Origin of the sequence: Micrococcus sp. KRD070 (assembly GCF_017168435.1) — a bacterium.
GTDB classification, from domain to species: Bacteria; Actinomycetota; Actinomycetes; order Actinomycetales; family Micrococcaceae; genus Micrococcus; species Micrococcus luteus.
Window position 1 is genome coordinate 45,598 of record NZ_JABFNH010000004.1, and the last position, 22,047, is coordinate 67,644.

Annotated in this window: 22 protein-coding genes; 8 read left to right on the plus strand and 14 right to left on the minus strand. The window is 74.4% G+C overall.

The window, feature by feature from the left end:
• Positions 1-109: 109 nt before the first annotated feature.
• The 5 genes from J1M38_RS01060 (at position 110) to J1M38_RS01080 (ending at position 5,120) form a co-directional block, all read left to right on the plus strand.
• Complete coding sequence (locus tag J1M38_RS01060) at positions 110-1,306, plus strand: glutamate--cysteine ligase (RefSeq protein WP_123243869.1); 1,197 nt, start codon at positions 110-112, stop codon at positions 1,304-1,306.
• A gap of 82 nt (positions 1,307-1,388) precedes the next feature.
• Entirely contained in the window at positions 1,389-2,564 is a 1,176-nt protein-coding gene (locus J1M38_RS01065; RefSeq protein WP_123243870.1) for a zinc-dependent alcohol dehydrogenase, read from the plus strand.
• Positions 2,561-3,592, plus strand: coding sequence for an NAD-dependent epimerase/dehydratase family protein (locus tag J1M38_RS01070; RefSeq protein WP_036315887.1), 1,032 nt, complete (start codon positions 2,561-2,563; stop codon positions 3,590-3,592). The genes J1M38_RS01065 and J1M38_RS01070 overlap by 4 nt, the downstream gene beginning before the upstream one ends.
• Before the next feature lie 5 nt (positions 3,593-3,597).
• On the plus strand, positions 3,598-4,092 hold the full coding sequence (locus J1M38_RS01075) for a hypothetical protein (protein ID WP_061867101.1): 495 nt from the start codon (positions 3,598-3,600) through the stop codon (positions 4,090-4,092).
• Positions 4,089-5,120: a cation diffusion facilitator family transporter gene (locus J1M38_RS01080; RefSeq protein ID WP_044659438.1), complete on the plus strand. Its 1,032-nt coding sequence runs from the start codon at positions 4,089-4,091 to the stop codon at positions 5,118-5,120. Before J1M38_RS01075 ends, J1M38_RS01080 begins: the two co-directional genes overlap by 4 nt.
• An 8-nt stretch (positions 5,121-5,128) precedes the next feature.
• On the opposite strand, the gene J1M38_RS01085 is transcribed toward J1M38_RS01080, so the two are convergent.
• The 12 genes from J1M38_RS01085 to galE all read right to left on the minus strand — a co-directional run bounded on the left by J1M38_RS01085 (position 5,129) and on the right by galE (position 17,863).
• Positions 5,129-5,659: a hypothetical protein gene (locus J1M38_RS01085; protein WP_044659437.1), complete on the minus strand. Its 531-nt coding sequence runs from the start codon at positions 5,657-5,659 to the stop codon at positions 5,129-5,131.
• Positions 5,660-5,709: 50 nt separating this feature from the next.
• A complete protein-coding gene (gene tsaD, locus J1M38_RS01090) occupies positions 5,710-6,801 on the minus strand; it encodes a tRNA (adenosine(37)-N6)-threonylcarbamoyltransferase complex transferase subunit TsaD (protein ID WP_134416855.1) in 1,092 nt (363 codons plus the stop codon).
• Positions 6,802-6,827: 26 nt separating this feature from the next.
• Complete coding sequence (locus tag J1M38_RS01095) at positions 6,828-7,415, minus strand: GNAT family N-acetyltransferase (RefSeq protein WP_134416854.1); 588 nt, start codon at positions 7,413-7,415, stop codon at positions 6,828-6,830.
• Positions 7,412-8,083 carry a tRNA (adenosine(37)-N6)-threonylcarbamoyltransferase complex dimerization subunit type 1 TsaB gene (gene tsaB, locus J1M38_RS01100; protein ID WP_134416853.1) on the minus strand — a complete coding sequence of 224 codons (672 nt, stop codon included), beginning with the start codon at positions 8,081-8,083 and terminating at the stop codon, positions 7,412-7,414. Before tsaB ends, J1M38_RS01095 begins: the two co-directional genes overlap by 4 nt.
• Positions 8,084-8,093: 10 nt before the next feature.
• The gene (gene tsaE, locus J1M38_RS01105; RefSeq protein ID WP_049146659.1) at positions 8,094-8,720 is read right to left on the minus strand and encodes a tRNA (adenosine(37)-N6)-threonylcarbamoyltransferase complex ATPase subunit type 1 TsaE; all 627 of its coding nucleotides are present in this window, start codon (positions 8,718-8,720) and stop codon (positions 8,094-8,096) included.
• Entirely contained in the window at positions 8,717-9,922 is a 1,206-nt protein-coding gene (gene alr / locus J1M38_RS01110; RefSeq protein WP_113913794.1) for an alanine racemase, read from the minus strand. The genes tsaE and alr overlap by 4 nt, the downstream gene beginning before the upstream one ends.
• Positions 9,919-11,496, minus strand: a complete 1,578-nt coding sequence (locus tag J1M38_RS01115; protein WP_206481395.1) for an NAD(P)H-hydrate dehydratase — start codon at positions 11,494-11,496, stop codon at positions 9,919-9,921. The genes alr and J1M38_RS01115 overlap by 4 nt, the downstream gene beginning before the upstream one ends.
• Positions 11,493-11,873, minus strand: coding sequence for a holo-ACP synthase (locus tag J1M38_RS01120; RefSeq protein ID WP_010080417.1), 381 nt, complete (start codon positions 11,871-11,873; stop codon positions 11,493-11,495). The genes J1M38_RS01115 and J1M38_RS01120 overlap by 4 nt, the downstream gene beginning before the upstream one ends.
• The gene (locus J1M38_RS01125) at positions 11,870-12,601 is read right to left on the minus strand and encodes a hypothetical protein (RefSeq protein WP_063190077.1); all 732 of its coding nucleotides are present in this window, start codon (positions 12,599-12,601) and stop codon (positions 11,870-11,872) included. The genes J1M38_RS01120 and J1M38_RS01125 overlap by 4 nt, the downstream gene beginning before the upstream one ends.
• The gene (gene glgX / locus J1M38_RS01130; protein ID WP_134416850.1) at positions 12,598-14,727 is read right to left on the minus strand and encodes a glycogen debranching protein GlgX; all 2,130 of its coding nucleotides are present in this window, start codon (positions 14,725-14,727) and stop codon (positions 12,598-12,600) included. The genes J1M38_RS01125 and glgX overlap by 4 nt, the downstream gene beginning before the upstream one ends.
• Before the next feature lie 158 nt (positions 14,728-14,885).
• Complete coding sequence (glmS, locus tag J1M38_RS01135) at positions 14,886-16,757, minus strand: glutamine--fructose-6-phosphate transaminase (isomerizing) (protein ID WP_144819673.1); 1,872 nt, start codon at positions 16,755-16,757, stop codon at positions 14,886-14,888.
• Positions 16,758-16,807: 50 nt separating this feature from the next.
• Entirely contained in the window at positions 16,808-17,863 is a 1,056-nt protein-coding gene (gene galE, locus J1M38_RS01140) for a UDP-glucose 4-epimerase GalE (protein ID WP_144819674.1), read from the minus strand.
• A gap of 74 nt (positions 17,864-17,937) precedes the next feature.
• On the opposite strand from galE, the gene coaA reads away from it, so the two are divergent.
• The 3 genes from coaA to mscL are packed head-to-tail and all read left to right on the plus strand — an operon-like array spanning position 17,938 to position 20,183.
• Complete coding sequence (coaA, locus tag J1M38_RS01145; protein ID WP_044659424.1) at positions 17,938-18,948, plus strand: type I pantothenate kinase; 1,011 nt, start codon at positions 17,938-17,940, stop codon at positions 18,946-18,948.
• A 3-nt stretch (positions 18,949-18,951) separates the two neighbouring features.
• On the plus strand, positions 18,952-19,701 hold the full coding sequence (locus J1M38_RS01150; protein WP_206481396.1) for a D-alanyl-D-alanine carboxypeptidase family protein: 750 nt from the start codon (positions 18,952-18,954) through the stop codon (positions 19,699-19,701).
• A 59-nt stretch (positions 19,702-19,760) separates the two neighbouring features.
• On the plus strand, positions 19,761-20,183 hold the full coding sequence (gene mscL / locus J1M38_RS01155; protein ID WP_073116799.1) for a large conductance mechanosensitive channel protein MscL: 423 nt from the start codon (positions 19,761-19,763) through the stop codon (positions 20,181-20,183).
• A gap of 94 nt (positions 20,184-20,277) precedes the next feature.
• Here the strand turns inward: mscL and J1M38_RS01160 are convergent, their stop codons facing one another.
• Both J1M38_RS01160 and glmM read right to left on the minus strand, forming a co-directional pair.
• On the minus strand, positions 20,278-20,505 hold the full coding sequence (locus J1M38_RS01160) for a hypothetical protein (RefSeq protein ID WP_010080407.1): 228 nt from the start codon (positions 20,503-20,505) through the stop codon (positions 20,278-20,280).
• An 8-nt stretch (positions 20,506-20,513) separates the two neighbouring features.
• Complete coding sequence (gene glmM / locus J1M38_RS01165) at positions 20,514-21,869, minus strand: phosphoglucosamine mutase (protein ID WP_206481397.1); 1,356 nt, start codon at positions 21,867-21,869, stop codon at positions 20,514-20,516.
• Positions 21,870-22,047: the final 178 nt, after the last annotated feature.

A 22,047-nucleotide genomic window follows, 5' to 3' on the forward strand; every position in this document is an offset into this window, starting at 1 on the left:
CTGTGCCCGGTGTCCACGCTTCGGACCTGGGGCGGGCCATGCGCCCCACCCTAGGTCCGAAGCGTGGACACCGGGCACAGACCGGGCCGGGGCTTCTAGGATGGGCGGCATGACTCTGCCCTTCGCCGACTCCGCGCAGTCCACTCTCGGAATCGAGTGGGAGCTCGCGCTCGTGGATGCCGTGTCCGGCGAGCTGCGCTCCGAGGCCCCGGACCTGCTGCGCACCCTGCATGCGGCCGAGGGCCTCGCCGAAGACGACGTGAACCCGCACATGACCAGCGAGCTCCTGCAGAACACGGTGGAGCTCGTCACGGGCGTGCACGAGCGCGTCGACGCCGCGACGGCGGACCTCGGCCGGATCGCCGCGCGCGTGGCCGACGCCGCGGCTGCGCGGGGCATCTCCCTGTTCTGCCAGGGCACGCACCCGTTCGCGGAAGCGATCGCGCAGCCCTCGACGCCCAGTGAGCGCTACGACCGCATGCTGGATCTCACCCAGTACTGGGGTCGGCAGCTGCTGATCTTCGGCGTGCACGTGCACGTGGGCCTGGACGACGTCTCCAAGGCCATGCCGGTGGTGAACGGCCTGGTCAACCGCGTGCCGCACCTGCTCGCACTCTCGGCCTCGTCCCCCTTCTGGGCGGGCACGGACACGGGCTACCAGTCCCAGCGCACCCTCCTGTTCCAGCAGCTGCCCACGGCCGGCCTGCCGTTCCAGTTCCAGGAGTGGGAGGGCTTCGAGCGCTGCGTGGCCCAGATGGAGCAGGTGGGCATGATCGCGGACGTCACCGAGTGCCGCTGGGACGTGCGGGCCGTGCCCCGCCTGGGCACGGTGGAGATGCGCGCGTGCGACGGCCTGGCCACGCTCGAGGAGATCGCCGCCGTGACCGCCTACACGCAGTGCCTCGTGGATGACCTGTCCGCGAGCCTGGAGCGCGGTGAGACGGTCGAGGTCCTGCCGCCGTGGCACGTGCAGGAGAACAAGTGGCGCGCCGCCCGGTACGGCATGGACGCCACCGTGATCGTGGACGCCCGGGGCACCCAGGTCCCGCTGGCGGAGCACCTGCCGGCGGAGATCGAGCGACTGACCCCGGTCGCCGAGCGGCTGGGCTGCGCGGCGGAGCTCGCCGGCGTCCAGGCGATGATCGACGACGGTGGCGCCGCGCGTCAGCGTCGCGTGGAGGCACAGGCCCTGGCCGGCCCGCCGGCCGCGGGTGAGGACACGGATGACGCGGTGGCCCCGTTGCGCGCGGTCGTGCTGGACGCCGCCGCCCGCACCCGCGCGTCGCTGGACGGCCGCACCGGCTGAGCGGCCGCTCCCCCGGCGAGGTGGCGGCCCTGCCGCGTCTCCATGCTTCCCCCGGCCCGTCCGGCGCGTCTACGGTCGCACCATGCGAGCACTCACATGGCAGGGAAAGCGCAACGTCGCCGTCGAGGACGTCCCGGATCCGCGGATCCAGGAGCCGACGGACGCGATCATCGAGGTCACCTCGACCGGCATCTGCGGGTCGGACCTGCATCTGTACGAGGTCCTGGGGCCGTTCATGGACGCGGGGGACGTGATCGGCCACGAGCCGATGGGCATCGTCCGCGAGGTCGGGTCCGAGGTCACCCACATCCGGCCCGGTGACCGGGTGGTCGTGCCCTTCACCATCTCCTGCGGGCGGTGCTGGATGTGTCAGCGCGGGCTGCAGTCCCAGTGCGAGACCACCCAGGTGCGGGAGCAGGGCTCCGGCGCCGCACTCTTCGGCTACTCCCGGCTCTACGGCTCCGTCCCCGGCGGGCAGGCCGAGCTGCTGCGCGTGCCCCACGCGGACTACGGCCCCGTGAAGGTGCCGCACACCGGCCCGGATGAGCAGTGGCTGTTCCTCTCGGACGTCGTCCCCACCGCCTGGCAGGGGGTCCAGTACGCGAACGTCCCCGACGGCGGCACGCTCGCGGTGCTCGGCCTCGGCCCCATCGGCCAGCTGGCGGCACGCATCGGCGTGCACCTGGGGTACCGGGTGATCGGCGTCGACCCGGTCCCCGAGCGCCGCGCGATGGCGGCCCGGCACGGCATCGAGGTCCTGGACGCCGACGGCGGCGAGGCCGAGGTGCTCCGCGAGCGCACCGGCGGCCGCGGCCCCGACGGGGTCGTGGACGCGGTCGGCATGGAGGCGCACGCCTCCCCGGCGGGGCATGCGGCCCACACCGCCGTGGGCCTGCTGCCCGACGCGCTCGGCCGGGCGGCCATGAAGACCGCCGGCGTCGACCGCCTGAGCGCCCTCCACACCGCGATCGACGCGGTCCGGCGTGGCGGCACGGTGTCGCTCTCCGGGGTCTACGGCGGCATGAAGGACCCGATGCCGATGCTCACCCTGTTCGACAAGCAGGTCACCCTGACGATGGGCCAGTGCAACGTCCGTCGCTGGGTGGACGACCTGCTGCCCCTGCTCGACGACCCGTCCGACCCCCTCGGCGTGCTCGACCTGACCACGCACACCGCCCCGCTCGAGGACGCGCCCGCCCTCTATGAGACGTTCCAGAAGAAGGAGGACGGCTGCATCAAGGTGGTCCTGAAGCCGTGAGGATCGTCGTCCTGGGCGCGACGGGCAACGTCGGCACCGCTGTCCTGCACCGCCTCCAGGCCGCGGACGAGGTGAGCTCGATCGTGGGCGTGAGCCGGCGCGGCCCGGACCGGGCCGGAGCGCCCTACGACGGCGTCGAGTGGCACCGCCTGGACGTGGCGGAGCCCACGGCGGCGGGGCGGCTGCGCGAGATCGTGGCCGGCGCCGACGCCGTCGTCGACCTGGTGTGGGTGATCCGCCCCAACCGCGACCGCGACCACCTGCGCGCCGTCAACGTGGCCGGCAACGAGCGGGTGTTCCGGGCCGTGGCCGAGGCGGGCGTGCCCCACCTGGTCTACGCGTCCTCGGTGGGCGCGTACGGGCCCGGGCCGAAGGGCCGCGCCGTGCCCGAGTCCCATCCCACCACCGGGGTCCCCACCTCGCACTACGCCGCGCAGAAGGCCGAGGTCGAGTCGATCCTCGACCGCGTGCAGGCCGAGCACCCCGAGCTGCTCGTGACCCGGCTGCGCCCCGGGCTGATCTTCCAGTCCGCCGCCGGGCCCGAGATCAAGGACTACTTCCTGGGCGACCTCGTCCCCGCCCGGCTGGTCGCCCGCCTGCGCACTCCGGTGCTTCCGTTCCCGCGGGGCCTGCGATTCCAGGCGCTCACGGCCCAGGACGTGGCGGACGCGTACTGGCGCGTGATCGTCCACCGGGCAGGCGGCGCCTTCAATGTGGCCGCCGACCCCGTGCTGGACGCGCACACCATGGGCACCGTCCTCGGGGCGCGCCGCATCCTGGAGCTGCCCGTGGGCCTGTTCCGCGCGGCCGCGGCGCTGAGCTACCGGGCACGGCTGCAGCCCACCGACCCGGGGTGGGTGGACATGGCCGCAGCGGTGCCCATCATGGACACCACGGCCCTGCGCGCCGCGACCGGTTGGTCCGAGACCACCGACGCCCGGGAGGCGGTCCGCCTCGTGCTCGACCATCTCGACGGCGCCGAAGGCCTCGGCAACGCCGGGCACCGCTCGCACTCGCCCACGGAATGAGGACGATGACCATCACCCGCCGGGCCGCCCTGGCGGGCCTGCTCGGGGGCGCCGCCCTCGGGTTCACCGCCTGCACCTCCTCCGGCTACCCCGCCGACCCGGACGGCACCCTGGACCGCGTCACGGGCGGGGTGCTGCGCGCCGGCGTCGTGCACCACCCGCCCCACGTGGACGCCTCGGGCGCCGAGCCCGTCGGCCCCGAGCCCGACCTGATCCGCGGCTTCGCGGCGGCGCACGACGCACGCGTCGAGTGGACCGTGGCCGGGGAGGAGGCGCTCATGACCGCGCTGGAGAAGGGTGACATGGACCTGGTAGCCGGTGGCCTGACCTCGGCGTCCCCGTGGACGTCGCACGCGAGCATCACCCGCGACTACGCCGAGGCGGAGGGCCCGGACGGCGAGCCGGTGAAGCTCGTGATGGCCGTGCCCCTGGGTGAGAATCAGATGCTCACGGCCCTCGAGGCGTACTTCGACCAGCGCGCAGCGGAGGAGGCCCGATGACGCGGCGGGACACCCGGGAGACGGGGCCGAGCGGGCGCCGGTTCGGCGCCACGGAGCTGCCCCCGGAGATCGAGCGCGTGGTCCAGCAGGCCAAGCGGCTCGAATGGGCGACGCTGGGGGTGATCGTGGTCACGATCGTCCTCGTGGCGATCGTGATGGGCTCCTCGCAGGCCATGCGGGCCGCGTGGATCGAGGACCTGCTCTCCCTGATCCCACCGATCGTGTTCCTCGTCGCCCTGCGCGTGGCCCGCATGGCCCCGACGCGGGCCCGGCCCTACGGCTCTCACCGGTCCGTCGGGGTGGGGCACCTCGTGGCCGCCGTCGCCCTGTCCGTGATGGGCGTGGTCCTCGTCGGCGACTCCGTGCTGGGCCTGGTGACGGCGGAGCACCCGCCCATCGGCACGTTCGACCTGTTCGGGCACACCGTGTGGCAGGGCTGGTTCATGATGGCCGTGATGGCCCTGTCCGTGCCCGGGCCCATGATCCTCGGCCACAAGAAGCTCAAGCTGGCCGAGCAGCTCCACGACCGCGTGCTGTACGCGGACGCGGACATGAACAAGGCGGACTGGCAGACGGGCGTGGCGACCATCGTCGGCGTGGCCGGCATCGGCCTGGGCTGGTGGTGGGCGGACTCCGCTGCGGCGATCTTCGTGGGCGTGAGCATCGTGCTGGACGGCTGGAAGAACCTCAAGGAGGCCGTCACGAACCTGGCGGATCGCCGCGCCGCCACGATCGACGGCGCCCGGCCGCACCCGCTCATCGACCGTGCCGAGCGGGTCGCCTGGGCGGAGCCGTGGGTGCGCCATGCGGGCGCCCGCGTCCGGGATGAGGGCCACGTGTTCCACGTCGAGATGTTCGTGGTGCCGCACGAGGGGGCGGACGTGACGGTGGGCCGCTGCTGCGCGCTACGGGACGCGATCGCCGCCCTGGACTGGAAGCTGCAGGACGTCGTCGTCGCCCCGGTGGACGAGCTGCCCGCCGAGGTGCACGGCGGTCGGTCCGGGGAGCATCAGACGGGCGAGGAATAGCCCGGGCCTCAGCCGGCCAGGAACCGGCCCTCGAGGGTGGCGGAGGTGATGCGCTGGACCTCGCGCTGCTGGTCGCCGGTCCTCTGGCGCAGGGCGTGCATCTCGGCGGCGTCGACCGCCGGCAGGTGCGGCGCGAGCTGTTCGAGGACGTGCCACATCGCGGACTTGGCCTGGAGCGTGCCCTGCAGCAGGTCCAGTTCGATCTGCGTCCAGCCGGAGCCGCGCGTGCGCAGCGCGTTCACGGGGTTGAGACGTCCGCCGACCTCGGCCGCCGCGCCGGCGGCCCGGTCCACCAGCGGGGTGCGGAGACCCAGTTCGCCGATGAGCGCCTCGAGGCGGTCCTGGTCGTCCTGGACGGCGTCGCCGAGGCGGCGCAGCGCGGCCTCCTGCGGGGTGCCGGCCCAGGTCTGCTCGGCGGCGCGGAACGCCTTCACACCGGAGCGGGAGCCGAGCAGGTGCTGATTGAGGAAGTCCTCCAGCATCTGCTCGTCCACGGCCGCAGAGGTGGACTCGGGGCGGGGGTAATCATGGCCGGTCATGGGCTCTGTCTACGGAACGCGTGGGCGTGGCGGCAAGAGACCGGGCGCGGTCAGACGCTGACGATCTCGACCGGCTGCCCCGGGTCCGCGCCGAACCACGCGTCGGAGGGGGCGACGCCGTCGCGCACCAGACGAGCACCGAGCGCGGCGACCATCGCCCCGTTGTCGGTGCACAGGTTCACGGGCGGGACGGTCAGCTCGATGCCGGCGGAGCGGCACCGGTCGGCGAGCAGGGCGCGCAGGCGCGAGTTCGCCGCGACGCCGCCGCCGAGCATCAGGTGGGTGAGCCCGTGCTCGCGGCAGGCGCGGACGGCCTTGGCGGTGATCACGTCCGCGACGGCCTCCTGGAAGGAGGCGGCGATGTCCGCGCGCGGCACCTCGAGGCCGCGGGCCTCGAACTGCTCCACGGCCCGGGAGACGGCGGTCTTCAGCCCGGAGAAAGACCAGTCGTGTCGGTGCGGGCCGGGCTCCTCGGCGCTGCCGACGAACTTGCCCGCGGTGAGCCCGCGCGGGAAGCGGAAGGCGGTCGGGTCGCCCTCGGCGGCGAGCCGGTCGATCACGGGGCCCCCGGGGTAGCCCGCCCCGATGAGCCGGGCGACCTTGTCGTACGCCTCGCCGGCCGCGTCGTCGATGGTCGAGCCCAGCAGCTCGACCTCGGAGCTGATCCGGCCCACGCGCAGGATCTCGGTGTGCCCGCCGGAGACCAGCAGCGCGCCCAGGTCCGCGGGCAGGTCGTCCCACTGCGCGGGCCGCACGCCGTCCAGCATGCCCACGCCCACGTGCGCCACGAGGTGGTTGATGCCGTAGAGGGGCGTGCCGAGGGCCGTGGCCAGCGCCTTCGCCCCCGCGACCCCCACCATGAGGGCGCCCGCCAGACCCGGGCCGGAGGTGACGGCGATCGCGTCGAGGTCCGCGAGGGTGACGTCGGCGGTGTCCAGGGCGCGGCGGATCGTGGGCACAAGGGCCTCGAGGTGGGCGCGGGCGGCGATCTCCGGGATCACGCCGCCGAAGCGCACGTGCTCCTCGACGGAGGAGGCGACCTCGTGGGCCAGCAGGGCGGTGCCGCGGACGACGCCGACGCCGGTCTCGTCGCAGGAGGACTCGATGCCGAGCACGAGGGGGGCTACGGTGGCGGTGGGCATGGGCTCCAGTCTAGTGAGCGGCCCGGTCACAGGGGCTTGCGCATGATCACGGCGTCCTCGCCGCCCGGGTAGTAGCGGCGGCGCACGTGCAGCTCCTGGAATCCGTGGCGCGCGTAGAGCCGCCGGGCGGCGGCGTTGGAGGCCCGGACCTCGAGCATGAGCGAGCTCGCACCGCGCGCCGCGGCCTCCGCGGCCATCCAGCGCAGCTGGGCTGCTCCGATCCCCCGCCCCTGCGCCGCCGCGACCGTGCCCACGGTCTGCACGTCGGCGACGTCGCCGACCACCATGATCCCGCCGTAGCCGACGATCTCGCCGGGGGCGGGGCCGTCGTCGTCCGTGGAGCCGGGCGCGGCCACATCGCGGACGACCACGCGGTAGTCCCGGGTGGGCGGGCGGCCGTGCGCGTCCCGTCCGCCGGCGGGGCCGGTCTGGGCGAGCTCCTCCTCGTAGAAGTGCGCGGGCCAGGCGTCGAGCGGGAAGAGCGTGGCCTCGTGGGCGAGCACCTCGGGGATGTCCCACACGGTCATGGGGCGCAGCAGGTACCCGGGCGGCAGCCCGTGTTCCTCCTCGGCCGGGCGCCCGTCGCCGGCCGGGGCCGGCTCGGCCGGGCTCACGCGCCCGCCCGCTTGCGGGGGCCGGGGACCTTGGCGTCGGACTCGCGCAGGTAGAGCGGCTCGGCGGGCACGAGGCCGCGGCCGCGCCGCAGGGCGAGCTCGGCCACCTGCCCCACCCCGACGGCGGACGGCGTGGCCGTCTCCCAGCCCGGCACCGCGCGCAGCGCCTCGGGGTAGAGCCCGGCCCCCGCGCCGTAGACGGGCAGCGGGGTGACCTCGTCCGCCGGCGAGACGAAGGGGCCGTGCAGCAGGGTCGACTGCCCGCCGACCTGCGCGTAGTGGGCCCAGTAGACCTCGCGGCGGCGGGCGTCCGTGGCGACCACGAACTCCTCGATCCCGTGGCGGAAGGCGTCGACGCCGGCCGCGTGGGCGAGCGCGTCGAGGCTGCGGACCCCGTGCACGGGCACGTCCCAGGCCAGGCCGAGGGCGGCCGCCGTCGCCAGGCCCGCGCGCAGCCCCGTGAAGGGTCCGGGGCCGACGCCGACCGCGAGCGCGTCCAGCGCGGTGCCGGTGACGCCGGCCTCGCCGAGCACGGTCTGCACCGCGGGGGCGAGCACCTCGGCGTGGGCGTGGGTGTCGTCCGTGGCCCAGCGCGCGAGCTCCTCACCGTCCCGCAGGACGGCGACGGAGGCGGCGGCGGAGGAGTCGATCGCGAGGAGCAGGGCCATGGCCGCCAGTCTACGGAAGCACGACGCCGGCCCAGCGCGGGCCGCGGCCGGTCACGACGGCAGTACGCAGCTCCTCGGCCTGGCCCCCGTCCTCGTCGGAGAAGTCGGTGACGATGCCGTCCTCGCCCTCCCCCGCCGAGGCCGCGGGGGCGTCCTCACCCCCGCGGGCCCGGACGATCTCGATGTCCAGCCACGAGGCGTCCGGGTCCTCGGGGAACCCGGCGAGGGACTCGGCCATGCCCCGGCCCCACTCGACGACGGTCACGGAGCGGTCCACGCTCGCGTCCAGGTCGAGGTCCGTGAGCTCCCCCGCCGAGCGCAGCCGGTACGCGTCCACGTGCACGAGGTCCGGGGTGCCCGCCGGGGCGTCGGCCGGGGCGGGGTGGACGCGGGAGAGGACGAACGTCGGCGAGACCACACCGGAGGCCACGCCGAATCCGCTGGCCAGCCCCTGGGTGAAGGTCGTCTTGCCCGCGCCGAGGTCGCCCGTGAGGATCAGCACGTCGCCGGTGCGGAGCACCCCGGCGAGGGCGCGGCCGAACGCCCGGGTGCCGTCGGCGCCCTCGAGCGGGACCGTCGCCGTCAGCACGGGCTCCGGCAGGGTCGGGCCGGGGGCGGGGATCTCGTGGTCGCTCATGGGCGGGCCTCCTGGGTCGGCGTGGGGTCCACGTGCTGCCGGTCCACGCGGCCTCCGATGCGGGTCACCAGCTCGTAGTTGATCGTCCCGGCGGCCGCGGCCCACTCCTCCACCGGAATGCCAGAGGCCGGTCCGAACAGCTCGACGGCGTCGCCGGGCGCGTCCGCGGCGTCCGGGCCGAGGTCCACCACGAACTGGTCCATCGCGACGCGGCCCACCACGGGGACGTTCCGGCCGCCGACGTGGACGCGCGTGCCCTCGACGACGCGCGGGACGCCGTCGGCGTAGCCGACGGGCACGAGCCCGAGGGTGGTGGGCTCCGCCGTGACGTGGCGGAACCCGTAGGACACGCCCTGCCCGGCGGGGACGGCCTTGACGTTGGCCAGGACGGTGACGAGGGACATGGCCGGGCGCAGCCCGAGCTCGGCGGCGGTGACGTCCGCGAACGGGGAGAGCCCGTACAGGCCCAGGCCGACGCGCACCATGTCCAGGTGCGTGTCCGGCCGGGCGAGGGTGGCGGGCGTGTTGGCCAGGTGCCGCAGCAGTGGGTGGCCGAGCGTCTCGGCGGCCTCGGCGGCCATCCGCTCGAACCGCAGCAGCTGCGCCGTGGTCTCGGCGGCCCGGTCCGGCTCGTCCGCCACGCCGAGGTGGGAGAACACGCCCTCCACCCGCACGAGGCCCGCGGCCTCGAGCTCGGCGGCACGCGCGACGAACGCGGGCCACCGCTCGGGCGTGCAGCCGTGGCGGCCCAGGCCGGTGTCCGCCTTCAGGTGCAGGACGGCGCGGGCCTCGGGTCCGGCCCCGCCGCGGGACCGCAGCCCGCGGACGGCGTCGGCGACGGCGTCGAGGTCCCAGCCCGAGACACCGAGGGTCACCTCCGCCTCCACCGCGGCGGCGAAGTCCGTGGCCCCGGTGTGCAGCCACGCGAGCACGGGCAGGCGCACCCCCGCCGCGCGCAGGGCCAGGGCCTCGCGCACGTGGGCCACCCCGAGCCGGTCCGCGCCGGCGGCCGCGGCGGCGCGCGCGACGGCAACCGCGCCGTGGCCGTAGGCGTCGGCCTTGACGACGGCGGTCAGCAGCGGCCGGCTGCCGTCGGGGCGGCGGATCCGCTCCTGCAGCACGCCCACGTTGTGCCGGACGGCCGCCAGGTCGATGCGTACGGCGCGCTCGGTGTCCGCCGGGCTGACGTCGGCGCGGCTCATCGGACGGCCTCCGGCTCGGCGTCGTCCGGCCACCACAGGTGCGCGACGCGCGCGCCCAGCGCGGCCGGCAGCGTGGCCGTGGTGATCCGCCCGGCGCGGGCCTGGTCGGCCCCGGCCTGGGCGTGCAGCCAGGCGGCCGCCGCCGCGAGCCGGGCCGTGGGCGCCGGGCCGGGGTCCTCCCCGGCCCGGCGCGCCCGCGAGCGCCGCGCCACGTCCGCGGCCAGGACGGCGCCGATCGCCCCGGAGAGCACGTCGCCGGTCCCGCCCATCGCGAGCTCGGGGCCGCCGCCGGTCACGGCCCATGCCTCGCCGTCCGGGGCGACCACGAGGGTGCGCGGGCCCTTGAGCAGGACCGTGGCGCCGTGTTCGGCCGTCCACGCGCGGAGGGCGGCGAGCGGGTCGGCGGCGTCGGCGCCGTCCGCGGGGACGCGCTCGCGCAGGCGGGACCACTCCCCGGCGTGCGGCGTCAGGACCACGGGCGTGCCGGCCGCGCGCAGCGACCGCAGCTCGGCGGCGGTGACCAGGTCCAGGGCCGAGGCGTCGGCGAGCAGGGCCGCCTCCGGCCGGTCCTCAAGCGCGGCGAGGACGCCGGCCCAGCGCCGCCGCGCGTCGTGCTCGGTGTCCAAGCCGGGGCCGGCCACCCAGGCGTCCGCGCGCGACGGCTCGGGCCCCTCCGCCGAGACCAGCGCCTCGGGGTGGGCGGCGAGCACCAGGTCCCGGGTGGTCTGCGGGCCGGAATGGTGCACCATGCCCGCGCCCGTGTGCAGCGCACCCGCGTTCGCGAGCACGGCGGCCCCCGGGTAGCGCTCCGATCCGGCGACGACGGCCACCACGCCGCGCGTGTACTTGTGGGCCTCGGCCGCGGGGGCCGGGTGGGCGGTCCGTGCGGCGGCCTCGTCCATCACGCCCAGCCGCGCGGCCGGCGACGTCGGCAGGTGCGGTCCCAGCCCGATGTCCGCCACGTGCACGGTGCCCGCGCGGCCTGCCCCCTCCCCGAGGACGAGGCCGGACTTGAGGGCGCCGAACGTCACGGTCGCGGCCGCGCGGAGGGCCTCCCCCCGCACCTCGCCGGTGTCCGCGTCCACACCGGAGGGCACGTCGCACGCCAGCACGAGCGCATCCGCCGGCAGCGCGCGCGCCGCGGCGGGCAGCTCATACTCGCCGGTGAAGCCTGTGCCGAGCACGCCGTCCACCACGAGCGCGGCCTCGGGCGGCACCGCGTCGGCGCGGCGTCCCCCGGCCGCTCGCAGCGCAGCCCAGCCCTCGGCGTGCCAGCGCGGGGCGCCGTCGTCGTCCCGGCGGACGGGCACGGCGACCGCGGCCACGCCCCGACGGCGCAGGAACGCGAGGGCGAACAGCGCGTCCCCGCCGTTGTTGCCGGGGCCGACGAGGGCGGCCACCGTCGTGCCGGCCACCGGGCCGCGCTCACGCAGCAGGGCCGCGGCGTGCTCGGCCAGGGCCCAGGCGGCGGCGCGCATCAGCTCCGGGCCGCGGCCGGCCGCGAGCAGGGGCTCCTCGGCCGTGCGCACGGCCGAGCCGGTCACGGCGATGCGGGTCAGGTCATCGGCGGTCATGCGGACTCCTCCTCGGCCGCGCGGCGTTCGGCGACCACGTAGGCGGTGGCGACGTCCCCGTCATGGCTGAGGGAGAGGTGCCAGTGGGTGATGCCCAGGGCCTCGGCCTGGGCCTGCACGGTGCCGGTCAGGTGCACGGTGGGGCGGCCGTCGCCGTGGTCCGGGCGCGGGATCCAGCAGTGGTGCCACATCATCCCGGGCGGGGCGCCCATGGCCTTGGCGATCGCCTCCTTGGCGGCGAAGCGCGCGGCCAGCGAGCGCAGCGGCAGGTCCCGCTCATCCTCGGTGAACAGGCGTGCGCGCAGCGCCGGGGTGCGCTCGAGCTGCGCCCGGAACCGCGGGACGTCCACCACGTCCACCCCCACGCCGACGATCACGCCGCCCCCGCCCGCCGGGCGCCCACGACGACGGCGCCGGCCTCGTCCCCGACGGGCTGCCCGCGCAGTCGCTTGGCCAGGTCGAGCGGCCACTGCAGCACGCCGGGCAGCTGCTGGTCGCAGCCCGGCGTGAGCATCGCCTTCCCGTAGGCCAGCACGCCGTAGACGCCGTGCTGCAGGCGGCCGAGCCGGTCGAAGCCGGCGTCGAACGCGTACAGGGACACACGGCCCTCCTCGGGTGTGAGGCACCGCTCCGCCAGCAGCCGCGCACGCTCCACGTGCTGGTGGAAGGTGAGCACGCCCAGGTGGTGCAGGCCCAGCTCGCGCATGCGGTCGGCCGCGTGGACGACCTCGCCCTGGGTGGTCACCGGATCGGGCGCGAAGCACTCGACGGTGACGCCTTCCAGCCGCGGGTCGCGCTCCTCCGGGCCGCCGCACAGCTTCTCGTGCCCGTCCGGCCCCAGGTACGCGGAGACGAAGAGCCGGTCGGCGACGCCGGACGCGGCGAGCTCGATCGCGGCGTCGTAGACGCGGGGCTGGCTGTAGAGGACGAGGAGGGCGTCCACGCGCGGTGCGTCGTCCGGGTGCGGATCCGTCACGGCGTGCGTGGCCCACCCCGCGCCGAAGGCCAGTCCCAGCGCCGCCAGGGTCGCCACGGTGGCGCAGAGGGCCCGCGCCCACCGCGGCAGGCCACGGCGGACGCGCCCCCGGTCCACCTGCGGGCTCATGCGCCCTCGGGGACCTGCCGCAGCACGACGGTGGAGCGGGCCGGGAGCTCAAGCACGTCCCCGGCACGCACGCGGGGGCGGGTGCCGTCCGGGGCGACGTGGGACGAGGTGTCCACGACGACCTCCCACTCCGCCGGGAACGTGGGCCCGGGCAGGGTGTACGGCACGGGCTCCCACCACGCGTTCATGAGGACGTAGAAGTCCCGGTAGGGCTCCTCCCCGTCCTCGTCCCCGCGGGTGAGCATGTGCCCGTTGAGGTAGAAGCCGATCGACCGGGCCTCGGCGCCCCAGTCGTCCTCCGTCTTGGCGGTCGCGTCCGGCTCGAGCCACACGATGTCCGGCAGGGGCGCCTCGACGTCGCGGGCCGCGGGGCGACCGTCGAAGTGGTGGCGACGGCGGAACACCGCGTGGTCACGGCGCAGCGCGATCAGGTCGCGGGTGAACGCCACGAGCGAGTCGTCCATGGCGGACCAGTCGATCCACGAGATCTCGTTGTCCTGGCAGTAGACGTTGTTGTTGCCGCCCTGGGTGCGGCCCAGCTCGTCGCCGTGGCTGATCATGGGCACGCCCTGGCTGATCAGCAGGGTGGCCAGGAAGTTGCGGCGCTGGCGGGCGCGGAGCGTCACGACCTCGGGGTCGTCGGTCTCCCCCTCCACGCCGCAGTTCCACGAGCGGTTGTGCGCCTCGCCGTCGTTATTGTCCTCGCCGTTGGCCTCGTTGTGCTTCTCGTTGTAGGAGACGAGGTCGCGCAGCGTGAAGCCGTCGTGGGCCGTGACGAAGTTCACGGACGCACCGGGGCCGCGCCCGTCCCCCTCATAGAGGTCGGCCGAGCCGGTCAGGCGGGTGGCGAACTCGCCGAGGGTGCCGGGCTCGCCGCGCCAGAAGTCGCGCACCGCGTCCCGGTACATGCCGTTCCACTCGGACCAGAGGCCGGGGAAGTTGCCCACCTGGTAGCCGCCCCAGCCCACGTCCCACGGCTCGGCGATGAGCTTGACGGTGCGCAGCACCGGGTCCTGGCGGACCACGTCGAAGAACCCGGAGAACATGTCCGGGCCCTGCTCCCCCTCCACCCGGGTGAGGGTGGTGGCCAGGTCGAACCGGAAGCCGTCCACGTGCATCTCGGTGACCCAGTAGCGGAGGGAGTCCATGACCAGCTGGAGGGCCTTGGGGCTGGAGAGGTCCACCGAGTTCCCGGTGCCCGTGTAGTCCATGTAGTGCCGCTCGTCGCCCTCGACGAGGTGGTAGTAGCCGGCGTTGTCCAGCCCGCGCAGGCTGAGCATGGGGCCCTTGTCGTTGCCCTCGGCCGTGTGGTTGTAGACCACGTCGAGGATCACCTCGAGACCGGCGGCGTGCAGGTCCTTCACCATCTGCTTGAACTCGCGGACCTGGCCGCCCACCTCGGAGGAGGAGGCGTAGGCGGCGTGCGGGGCGAAGAAGCCGAGCGTGTTGTAGCCCCAGTAGTTGCTCAGCCCCTTCTCCTGCAGGGTGGCGTCGTTGACGAACTGGTGCACGGGCATCAGCTCGACGGCGGTCACCCCGAGCTCGGTCAGGTGGCGGACCACCTCCGGGTGGGCCATGCCCGCGTAGGTGCCGCGCAGCTCCTCGGGGACGGCGGGGTGCAGCTTGGTCATGCCCTTGACGTGGGTCTCGTAGATCACCGTGTCCGTGAGCTCGACGGCGGGCGGGGCGTCATCGCCCCAGTCGAAGTCCTCGGCGACGACGACGCCGAGCATGCTCGTGCCCAGGTTGTCCGAGGTGTCGATGCGGTCCGGCTCGTCGAAGTCGTATGAGTGGTGCTGCTGGCCCCACTCGTAGTCGCCGGTGAACGCCCGCGCGTACGGGTCCACGAGGATCTTGGCCGGGTTGTGCCACAGGCCGCGGGCGGGGTCCCAGGGGCCGTGCACGCGGTAGCCGTAGCGCTGCCCGTGGCCGATGCCCGCCACGTGGGCGTGCCATGTGGTGCCGTGCCGCTCCTCGAGGGGGATGCGCGTCTCCGTGCCGTCGTCGGCGACGAGGCACAGCTCGACCGCCTCCACCTCGCGGGAGACCGCGAGGGCGAAGTTGGTGCCGGTCTCGTCCACGGTGGCCCCGAGGGGGTACGGCTGGCCGATCTCCACTGTGTGCATGACTCTCCGGGGTCTCGTCGTGCGGCCCGCCGGGTGCGGCGGGCCTCCTCGGGGAGTCTACTGGGGCGGGCGGACGCCATCCCCGGACGCGTCGCGGGCCCGGCCGCTGTGTGGCGGCCGGGCCCGGCAGGAGAGGTCGCGGTGGCCTCAGCGGCGGATCACTCCACCGTGACGGACTTGGCGAGGTTGCGCGGCTGGTCCACGTCGTAGCCCTTCGCCGTGGCGAGCTCGAGGGCGAAGATCTGCAGCGGGACCGTGGTCAGCAGCGGCATGAGCATCGGCTGGGTCTCGGGGACCTCGAAGACGACCTCGGCCTGGCCGCGCACGGCCGCGTCGCCGCGCTCGGCGACGGCGAAGGTGCGGGCGCCGCGGGCGCGGACCTCCTGGATGTTCGAGACCACCTTGGCGTGCAGCGAGTGTCGGTCCATGGGCGAGGGCATGACCACGAAGACCGGCTGGCCGTCGTCGATCAGGGCGATCGGGCCGTGCTTGAGCTCGCCCGCGGCGAAGCCCTCGGCGTGGATGTACGCGAGCTCCTTGAGCTTGAGCGCGCCCTCCATGGCCACCGGGTAGCCGACGTTGCGGCCGAGGAACAGGACGGAGGTGGCGTCGGCCATGGAGCGGGCGAGCTCCTTGACCTGGTCCTTGGCGGCGAGGATCTCCTCGATCTTGCCGGGGATCGCCCCGAGGTCCGCCAGGATGTCCTTGATCTGGCCGCTGAACAGCTTCTTGTTCAGCTGGGCCAGGTACAGGCCCAGCAGGTAGGCGGCGGTGATCTGCGCCAGGAACGCCTTGGTGGAGGCGACGGCGATCTCGGGGCCGGCGTGCGTGTAGAGCACGGCGTCCGACTCGCGCGGGATCGTGGAGCCGTTGGTGTTGCAGATGGACACGGTGCGGGCGCCCTGCTCCTTGGCGTAGCGGACCGCCATGAGGGTGTCCATGGTCTCGCCGGACTGGGAGATGGACACCACGAGGGTGTGCGGGTCGATGATCGGGTCGCGGTAGCGGAACTCGTGGGAGAGCTCCACCTCCACGGGGATCCGGCACCAGTGCTCGATGGCGTACTTGGCCACCGTGCCCGCGTAGGCGGACGTGCCGCACGCCAGGACGATGATCTTGTCGACGGCCTTGAGCTCCTCGGGGTCGATCCGCAGCTCGTCCAGCATCAGGGCGCCGGCGGCGTCCGTGCGGCCCAGCAGGGTGTCCTGCACGGCCTGGGGCTGGTCGTGGATCTCCTTCTCCATGAAGGTCTCGAAGCCGCCCTTCTCCGCGGCCGAGGCGTCCCAGTCCACGGTGAAGCGCTTGCCCTCGGCGGGGCCGCCCCGGAAGTCCGAGATCTCGACGGCGTCGGCCGTGATCGTCACGACCTGGTCCTGCTCGAGCTCGATGGCCTCGCGGGTGAAGTCGATGAAGCCGGAGACGTCCGAGCCGAGGAAGTTCTCCCCCTCGCCCAGGCCGACGACGAGCGGCGAGTTGCGGCGCGAGGCCACCACGCGGTCCGGGTGGTCCACGTGCACGGCCAGCAGGGTGAAGGCGCCCTCGAGGCGCTGGGAGGCCAACTGCATGGCGCGGGTCAGGTCCTGGCCGGCCGCGTTCCGGTAGACGTCCGCGAGGAGGTGGGCGGCCACCTCGGTGTCCGTCTCGGAGAGGAACTCGACGCCCTTGGCGAGCAGCTCCTCACGCAGCTCGGCGTAGTTCTCGATGATGCCGTTGTGGATCAGCGCCAGCCGGCCCTCGTCCGCCACCTGCGGGTGGGCGTTGCGGTCGGTGGGGCCGCCGTGGGTGGCCCACCGGGTGTGGCCGATGCCGACGAGGCCGGTGGGGATGGGGTGCTCGGCGAGCTCCTCAGCGAGGTTGGCGAGCTTGCCCGCCTTCTTCCGGTGGTACAGCTGACCGCCGTCCACCACGGCCACACCGGCGGAGTCGTATCCGCGGTATTCGAGACGACGCAGGCCCTCCATCAGGACGTCGAGAGCGCCGTGCTCACGATCCGACTGGGGCTGGCCGATGTATCCGACGATTCCGCACATGCGCACGAGAATACCGGGCCGGACCCGTCTTCCGCGCACGGCGGGCCGGCTCACTCCGCCCGGGACGAGAACCCCGCGGGGTTGGCCTCCTGCCAGGCCCAGAGGTCCCGCACCATCGCGGTCACATCGCGCCGGGCGTGCCAGCCCACCTCGGCGCCGATCGCGTCCACGGCCGCGCACGACTCGGCGATGTCCCCGGGCCGGCGCTCGACCACGCGGTACGGGATGCGGCCGCCCGTGACCGCCTCGAAGGCGCGCACCATCTCGAACACGGTGACGCCCTCGCCCCGGCCGATGTTCCAGACCCGGGTCGTCGTACCGCCCCCGGTCGCCACGCGGGCCGCGAGCCAGTCGAGCCCGGCCACGTGTGCCTCCGCGAGGTCCATCACGTGGATGAAGTCGCGCACGGCGCTGCCGTCGCGCGTGTCGAAGTCCGCGCCGAACACCCGCAGCTCGGGGTACGCGCCGGACGCCACCCGCGCCACGAAGGGCATGAGGTTCGCCGGCACCCCGCTCGGGTCCTCGCCCAGCCGCCCGGAGGGATGCGCGCCGACCGGGTTGAAGTAGCGCAGCATCGCCAGCCCGCCGCCGTCGACCGTCGCGCAGACGTCGCGCAGCACCTGCTCCGCCATGAGCTTGGAGTGTCCGTAGGGCGAGACCGGGTCCGTGGCCGCGTCCTCGGCGACCGGCACCGGCGCGCGGTCGCCGTACACGGTCGCGGAGGAGGAGAACAGGACCGTGCGGACGCCGGCCGCGAGCGCGGCCTCGGCGACGGCGGCCGTGCCGCCCACGTTCACGTCGTAGTAGGCGGCGGGGCGGGTCATCGACTCGGTGGGCGACTTCAGCCCGGCGAAGTGCACGAGTGCGGCCGGGCCGAAGTCCGCGAGCGCCCCGCGGTAGTCCTCGGGGCGGCGGATGTCGGCCACGTGCAGGCGCAGCCGCGACCCGCCCAGACGCGTTCCGGCGAGCTCGGCGACGCGCTCGAGCGACGTCGTCGTCGCCGTGACCAGGCTGTCCAGGACGAGGACGTCGTGGCCCGCCTCGAGCAGCGTGAGCACGGTGTGGGATCCGAGGTATCCGGCACCGCCGGTCACGAGAACGCGCATGGGCCGATCCTATCCGGGCCCTGTGACGTCACGCGGGGGCCCGCTCCGGGCGGGCCGCGGCCATAATGGATCGGGTGACCTACACCCCCCCGACCTCCGAGCTGCCCCTCGTGGGCCCCGAGGAGCCCGCGGACGCCGTGCCCGACGGCCACCAGCGCTCCCCCTTCGTGGAGCTGGACCGCCAGACCTGGGCCCGTCTCGCCTCGGAGATGGCGCAGCCCTTCGACCAGGCGGACGTGGAGCGTCTGCGCGGCCTCGGCGAGCATCTGTCCCTGCGCGAGGTTGCCGAGGTCTACCTTCCGCTCTCGCGCCTGCTGAGCATCAACGTGGAGGCCTCCGCGGCCCTGCGCAGCGCGACCAACGCGTTCCTCGGCGAGCGGACGGGGCGCACCCCGTACGTGATCGGGGTGGCCGGGTCGGTCGCCGTCGGCAAGTCGACGACGGCGCGCGTGCTCCAGGAGATGCTGCGCCGCTGGCCGACGACGCCGCGCGTCGAGCTGGTCACCACGGACGGCTTCCTGCACCCCAACGCGGTGCTGCACGAGCGCGGCATCATGTCCCGCAAGGGCTTCCCCGAGTCCTACGACCGTCGCGCGCTGCTGCGCTTCATGGCGGACGTCAAGTCCGGGGCGCAGGAGGTGCGCGCGCCCGTGTACTCGCACATCACCTACGACATCGTGCCGGGCGAGGAACAGGTGGTGCACCGTCCCGACGTGCTGATCGTGGAGGGACTCAACGTGCTGGCCCCGCCGCGCACCCGGGCCGACGGCACCGCCGGGCTCTCCGTCTCCGACTTCTTCGACTTCTCGGTGTACGTGGACGCGCGCGCGTCCTGGATCCGGTCCTGGTACATCGACCGGTTCATGGGTCTGCGCTCGGGGGCCTTCGCCGACCCGCGCAGCTACTTCCACCGGTACTCCTCCCTGTCGGACGCCGAGGCTCAGGCGACGGCCGAGTCCATCTGGGACTCCATCAACGGCCCGAACCTCGAGCAGAACGTGCGCCCGACCCGCGGGCGCGCCCGGCTGGTGCTCACGAAGAACGCGCAACACGAGGTGACCCGCGTGCTGCTGAGGAAGGTCTGATCCATGCGTCGCACCCTCCCTCTCGCCGCGCTGGCCGCGCTCGCGCTGCTCGTGGCCGGTTGCGGCACGCCCGCCGCGGGCCCGTCCTCGACGCCGACGACGCCGACGTCCGGCTCCGCGAGCGCGGCCGCGTCGTCCGGCGCCGCCTCGAGCACGGCGCCGTCGTCGGGCACGCACGCCGACCCGGCCGCCCTCGACGTCGTCGTGAACAAGACCCGCCCCGTGGCCCCGCCCGACTGGGCGCCCTCGGATCTGGTGGCCGTGCCCGGCAGCGAGCTGTCCCTGCGGGCGGCGGCCGCGACGGCGGCCGGTGACCTGCTGGATGCCGCCGCGGCGGCGGGCCACCGCCTCACCACCCTGAGCGCCTACCGCTCGTACGACTACCAGGTCCGGACGTACGGCCACTGGGTCGACGAGCTGGGCCGCGCCGAGGCCGACCGCGTCTCGGCGCGTCCGGGGTACTCCGAGCACCAGACCGGCCTGGCCTGGGACGTGGGCGACGCCGCGACCCCCGCGTGTGACCTGGAAGCGTGCTTCGGCGACACCGCCGCGGGCCGCTGGGTGGCCGCGCACGCCGCCGAGTACGGGTTCGTCATCCGCTATCCCGTCGGGGCCGAGGACGTGACGGGCTTCGCCCACGAGCCCTGGCACCTGCGCTACGTCGGGTCCGCGGAGGCGGCCCGGGTCGAGGCGGCCGGCGGCGTCCTCGAGACCGCGTGGGGTCTGCCTCCGGCACCCGACTACGCGGACTGAGACGCACGACTCGCTCGACCCTGTACCGCGCCGCCTTCGTGACACGTAGGATTCTCCCCATGCTCCAGGGATTCAAAGACTTCATCATGAAGGGCAACGTCCTCGACCTTGCCGTCGCCGTCATCATCGGCGCCGCCTTCGGCAAGATCGTGAACGCGCTCGTCGAGGCGGTCCTCATGCCGCTCATCGCCGCCGCCGTGGGCTCGCCGAACTTCGACTCGTTCGCCGTGCTGACGGTCAACGGCAACGACGTGAAGTTCGGCGTGCTGCTCACCGCCCTCGTCAACTTCCTGCTCATCGCCGCGGCCGTGTACTTCGCCATCGTGATGCCGATGAACAAGATGATCGAGGCCCGCAACCGCCGCCTCGGCATCGACCCCGCCGAGGAGGAGGTGCCCGCCGACGTCGCCGTGCTCACCGAGATCCGCGACCTGCTCGCCGAGCGCCGCGGCGGCCCCACCTCCGGGACCACCACCCTCTGATCTCCCCCTGTCCGACGCCGAAGGGCCCGGGACGACTCACGCGAGTCGCCCCGCGCCCTTCCTTCATGCCCTCGGCGGCACCGGGGCCGTGCCCTCAGGGCCGCGACGTCGTCCGGTCCGCGCTGGACCCGGCGTCCGGGGCGACCTCCGAGTCCTGCCGGTCCGGATCCAGGCACGGCAACCACTCCACGGGGGCGCTCTGCCGCGCACACACGGGCGCGTCCACGGCGAGGAACGCGGCCGACCACAGGACCGCCAGCCCCGCGAGCAGCCCCGCGAACAGGGTCCAGCGGCGGGGCCGGGGGGCCGCGTCCGACGTCATCGGTCCGGTCAGTCGTGCAGGCGCAGCTCGCGCTGCACGACGTCGGCCAGCACCTGGGCCTCCCGGCCGGCGGTCTCCTCGTCCGGGGCCTCGACCATGACGCGCACGACCGGCTCCGTGCCCGACGGGCGCAGCAGCACGCGGCCGGTCTCGCCGAGGCGGGCCTCCGCCTCGGCCACCGCCGTCTGGACGGCCTCGTCCTCGGCGGCGCGGGACTTGTCCACGCCGCGCACGTTCACGAGGACCTGGGGCAGCCGGTCCATCACCGCGGCCAGCTCGGAGAGCGGGGTGCCGGTCTCGGCGACGCGCGAGGCGAGCTGCAGGCCGGTGAGGACCCCGTCGCCGGTGGTGGCGTGGTCCGAGAAGATCACGTGGCCGGACTGCTCGCCGCCGAGCGCGTAGTCGCCGAGCTTCATGCCGGCCAGGACGTAGCGGTCGCCCACCTGGGTCTCGACGAGCTGGACGCCCTCCCGGCCCATGGCCAGCTTCAGGCCCAGGTTGGACATGACGGTCACGACCAGGGTGTCGTCCCGCAGGACGCCGCGGTCCTTGAGGGCCACGGCCATGACGCCCATGATCTGGTCGCCGTCGACGACCTCGCCGCGCTCGTCCACGGCGAGGCACCGGTCGGCGTCGCCGTCGTGCGCGATGCCGAGGTCCGCGCCGTGCTCGCGCACGGCCGCCTGGAGCTTCTCGAGGTGGGTGGAGCCGTAGCCGTCGTTGATGTTGAGCCCGTCCGGGGACGCGCCGATCACGACGACCTCCGCGCCGGCGGCGCGGAACGCCTCGGGCGAGCAGCCGGCGGCCGCACCGTGTGCGCAGTCCAAGACGACCTTGAGCCCGTCCAGCCGGTGCGGGAGGGTCTGCAGGAGGTGGAGGACGTAGCGGTCCTCGGCGTCCGCGAAGACGCGCACGCGGCCCACGTCCGCGCCCTGGGGCCGCCGCGGCGTCACGCCCTCGAGGTGACGGATGATCTCGTCCTCCTGCGCGTCGGTCAGCTTCTCGCCGCCGCGCGCGAGGAACTTGATGCCGTTGTCCGGGGCCGGGTTGTGGGAGGCGGAGATCATCACGCCGAAGTCGGCGTCCAGGTCCCCCACGAGATAGGCGGCGGCGGGGGTCGGCAGCACGCCCGCATCCCACACGTCCACGCCCGAGGACGCCAGGCCCGCCTGCACGGCGGCCGCGATGAACTCACCGCTGATGCGCGGGTCCCGGGCCACGACGGCGACCGGGCGTCGGCCGGCGTCGAAGGCCTCCGCGCCGAGGACGGGCGAGGCGGCCTGGGCCAGCTGGACGGACAACTCCACGGTGAGGGTCTCGTTGGCCAGGCCACGGACGCCATCGGTTCCGAACAATCTCGACATGATCAGTCAGTGTAGGGGCCGCCCCTGCGGCCTGCATCACGGGAGGGTCACGAAACGGGCCGGGGGGCGGTAGCATCGGACCGGTCGAGCCCCCGCGGCCGCGCGCCCGTCCGCTCACATCCGCCCGGGAGGCCCCGCCCCGAACCCGAAGGACCTCGATCCATGCCCGACGTGACCC

Excerpts from the sequence above, each read along its gene's own strand:
- J1M38_RS01060 (WP_123243869.1), top strand. The coding sequence starts at position 110 with ATGACTCTGCCCTTCGCCGACTCCGCGCAGTCCACTCTCGGAATCGAG.
- J1M38_RS01065 (WP_123243870.1), top strand. The coding sequence starts at position 1,389 with ATGCGAGCACTCACATGGCAGGGAAAGCGCAACGTCGCCGTCGAGGAC.
- J1M38_RS01075 (WP_061867101.1), top strand. The coding sequence starts at position 3,598 with ATGACCATCACCCGCCGGGCCGCCCTGGCGGGCCTGCTCGGGGGCGCC.
- J1M38_RS01080 (WP_044659438.1), top strand. The coding sequence starts at position 4,089 with ATGACGCGGCGGGACACCCGGGAGACGGGGCCGAGCGGGCGCCGGTTC.
- J1M38_RS01085 (WP_044659437.1), bottom strand. The coding sequence starts at position 5,659 with ATGACCGGCCATGATTACCCCCGCCCCGAGTCCACCTCTGCGGCCGTG.
- tsaD (WP_134416855.1), bottom strand. The coding sequence starts at position 6,801 with ATGCCCACCGCCACCGTAGCCCCCCTCGTGCTCGGCATCGAGTCCTCC.
- tsaB (WP_134416853.1), bottom strand. The coding sequence starts at position 8,083 with ATGGCCCTGCTCCTCGCGATCGACTCCTCCGCCGCCGCCTCCGTCGCC.
- tsaE (WP_049146659.1), bottom strand. The coding sequence starts at position 8,720 with ATGAGCGACCACGAGATCCCCGCCCCCGGCCCGACCCTGCCGGAGCCC.
- alr (WP_113913794.1), bottom strand. The coding sequence starts at position 9,922 with ATGAGCCGCGCCGACGTCAGCCCGGCGGACACCGAGCGCGCCGTACGC.
- J1M38_RS01115 (WP_206481395.1), bottom strand. The coding sequence starts at position 11,496 with ATGACCGCCGATGACCTGACCCGCATCGCCGTGACCGGCTCGGCCGTG.
- J1M38_RS01125 (WP_063190077.1), bottom strand. The coding sequence starts at position 12,601 with ATGAGCCCGCAGGTGGACCGGGGGCGCGTCCGCCGTGGCCTGCCGCGG.
- glgX (WP_134416850.1), bottom strand. The coding sequence starts at position 14,727 with ATGCACACAGTGGAGATCGGCCAGCCGTACCCCCTCGGGGCCACCGTG.
- glmS (WP_144819673.1), bottom strand. The coding sequence starts at position 16,757 with ATGTGCGGAATCGTCGGATACATCGGCCAGCCCCAGTCGGATCGTGAG.
- galE (WP_144819674.1), bottom strand. The coding sequence starts at position 17,863 with ATGCGCGTTCTCGTGACCGGCGGTGCCGGATACCTCGGATCCCACACC.
- J1M38_RS01150 (WP_206481396.1), top strand. The coding sequence starts at position 18,952 with ATGCGTCGCACCCTCCCTCTCGCCGCGCTGGCCGCGCTCGCGCTGCTC.
- mscL (WP_073116799.1), top strand. The coding sequence starts at position 19,761 with ATGCTCCAGGGATTCAAAGACTTCATCATGAAGGGCAACGTCCTCGAC.
- J1M38_RS01160 (WP_010080407.1), bottom strand. The coding sequence starts at position 20,505 with ATGACGTCGGACGCGGCCCCCCGGCCCCGCCGCTGGACCCTGTTCGCG.
- glmM (WP_206481397.1), bottom strand. The coding sequence starts at position 21,869 with ATGTCGAGATTGTTCGGAACCGATGGCGTCCGTGGCCTGGCCAACGAG.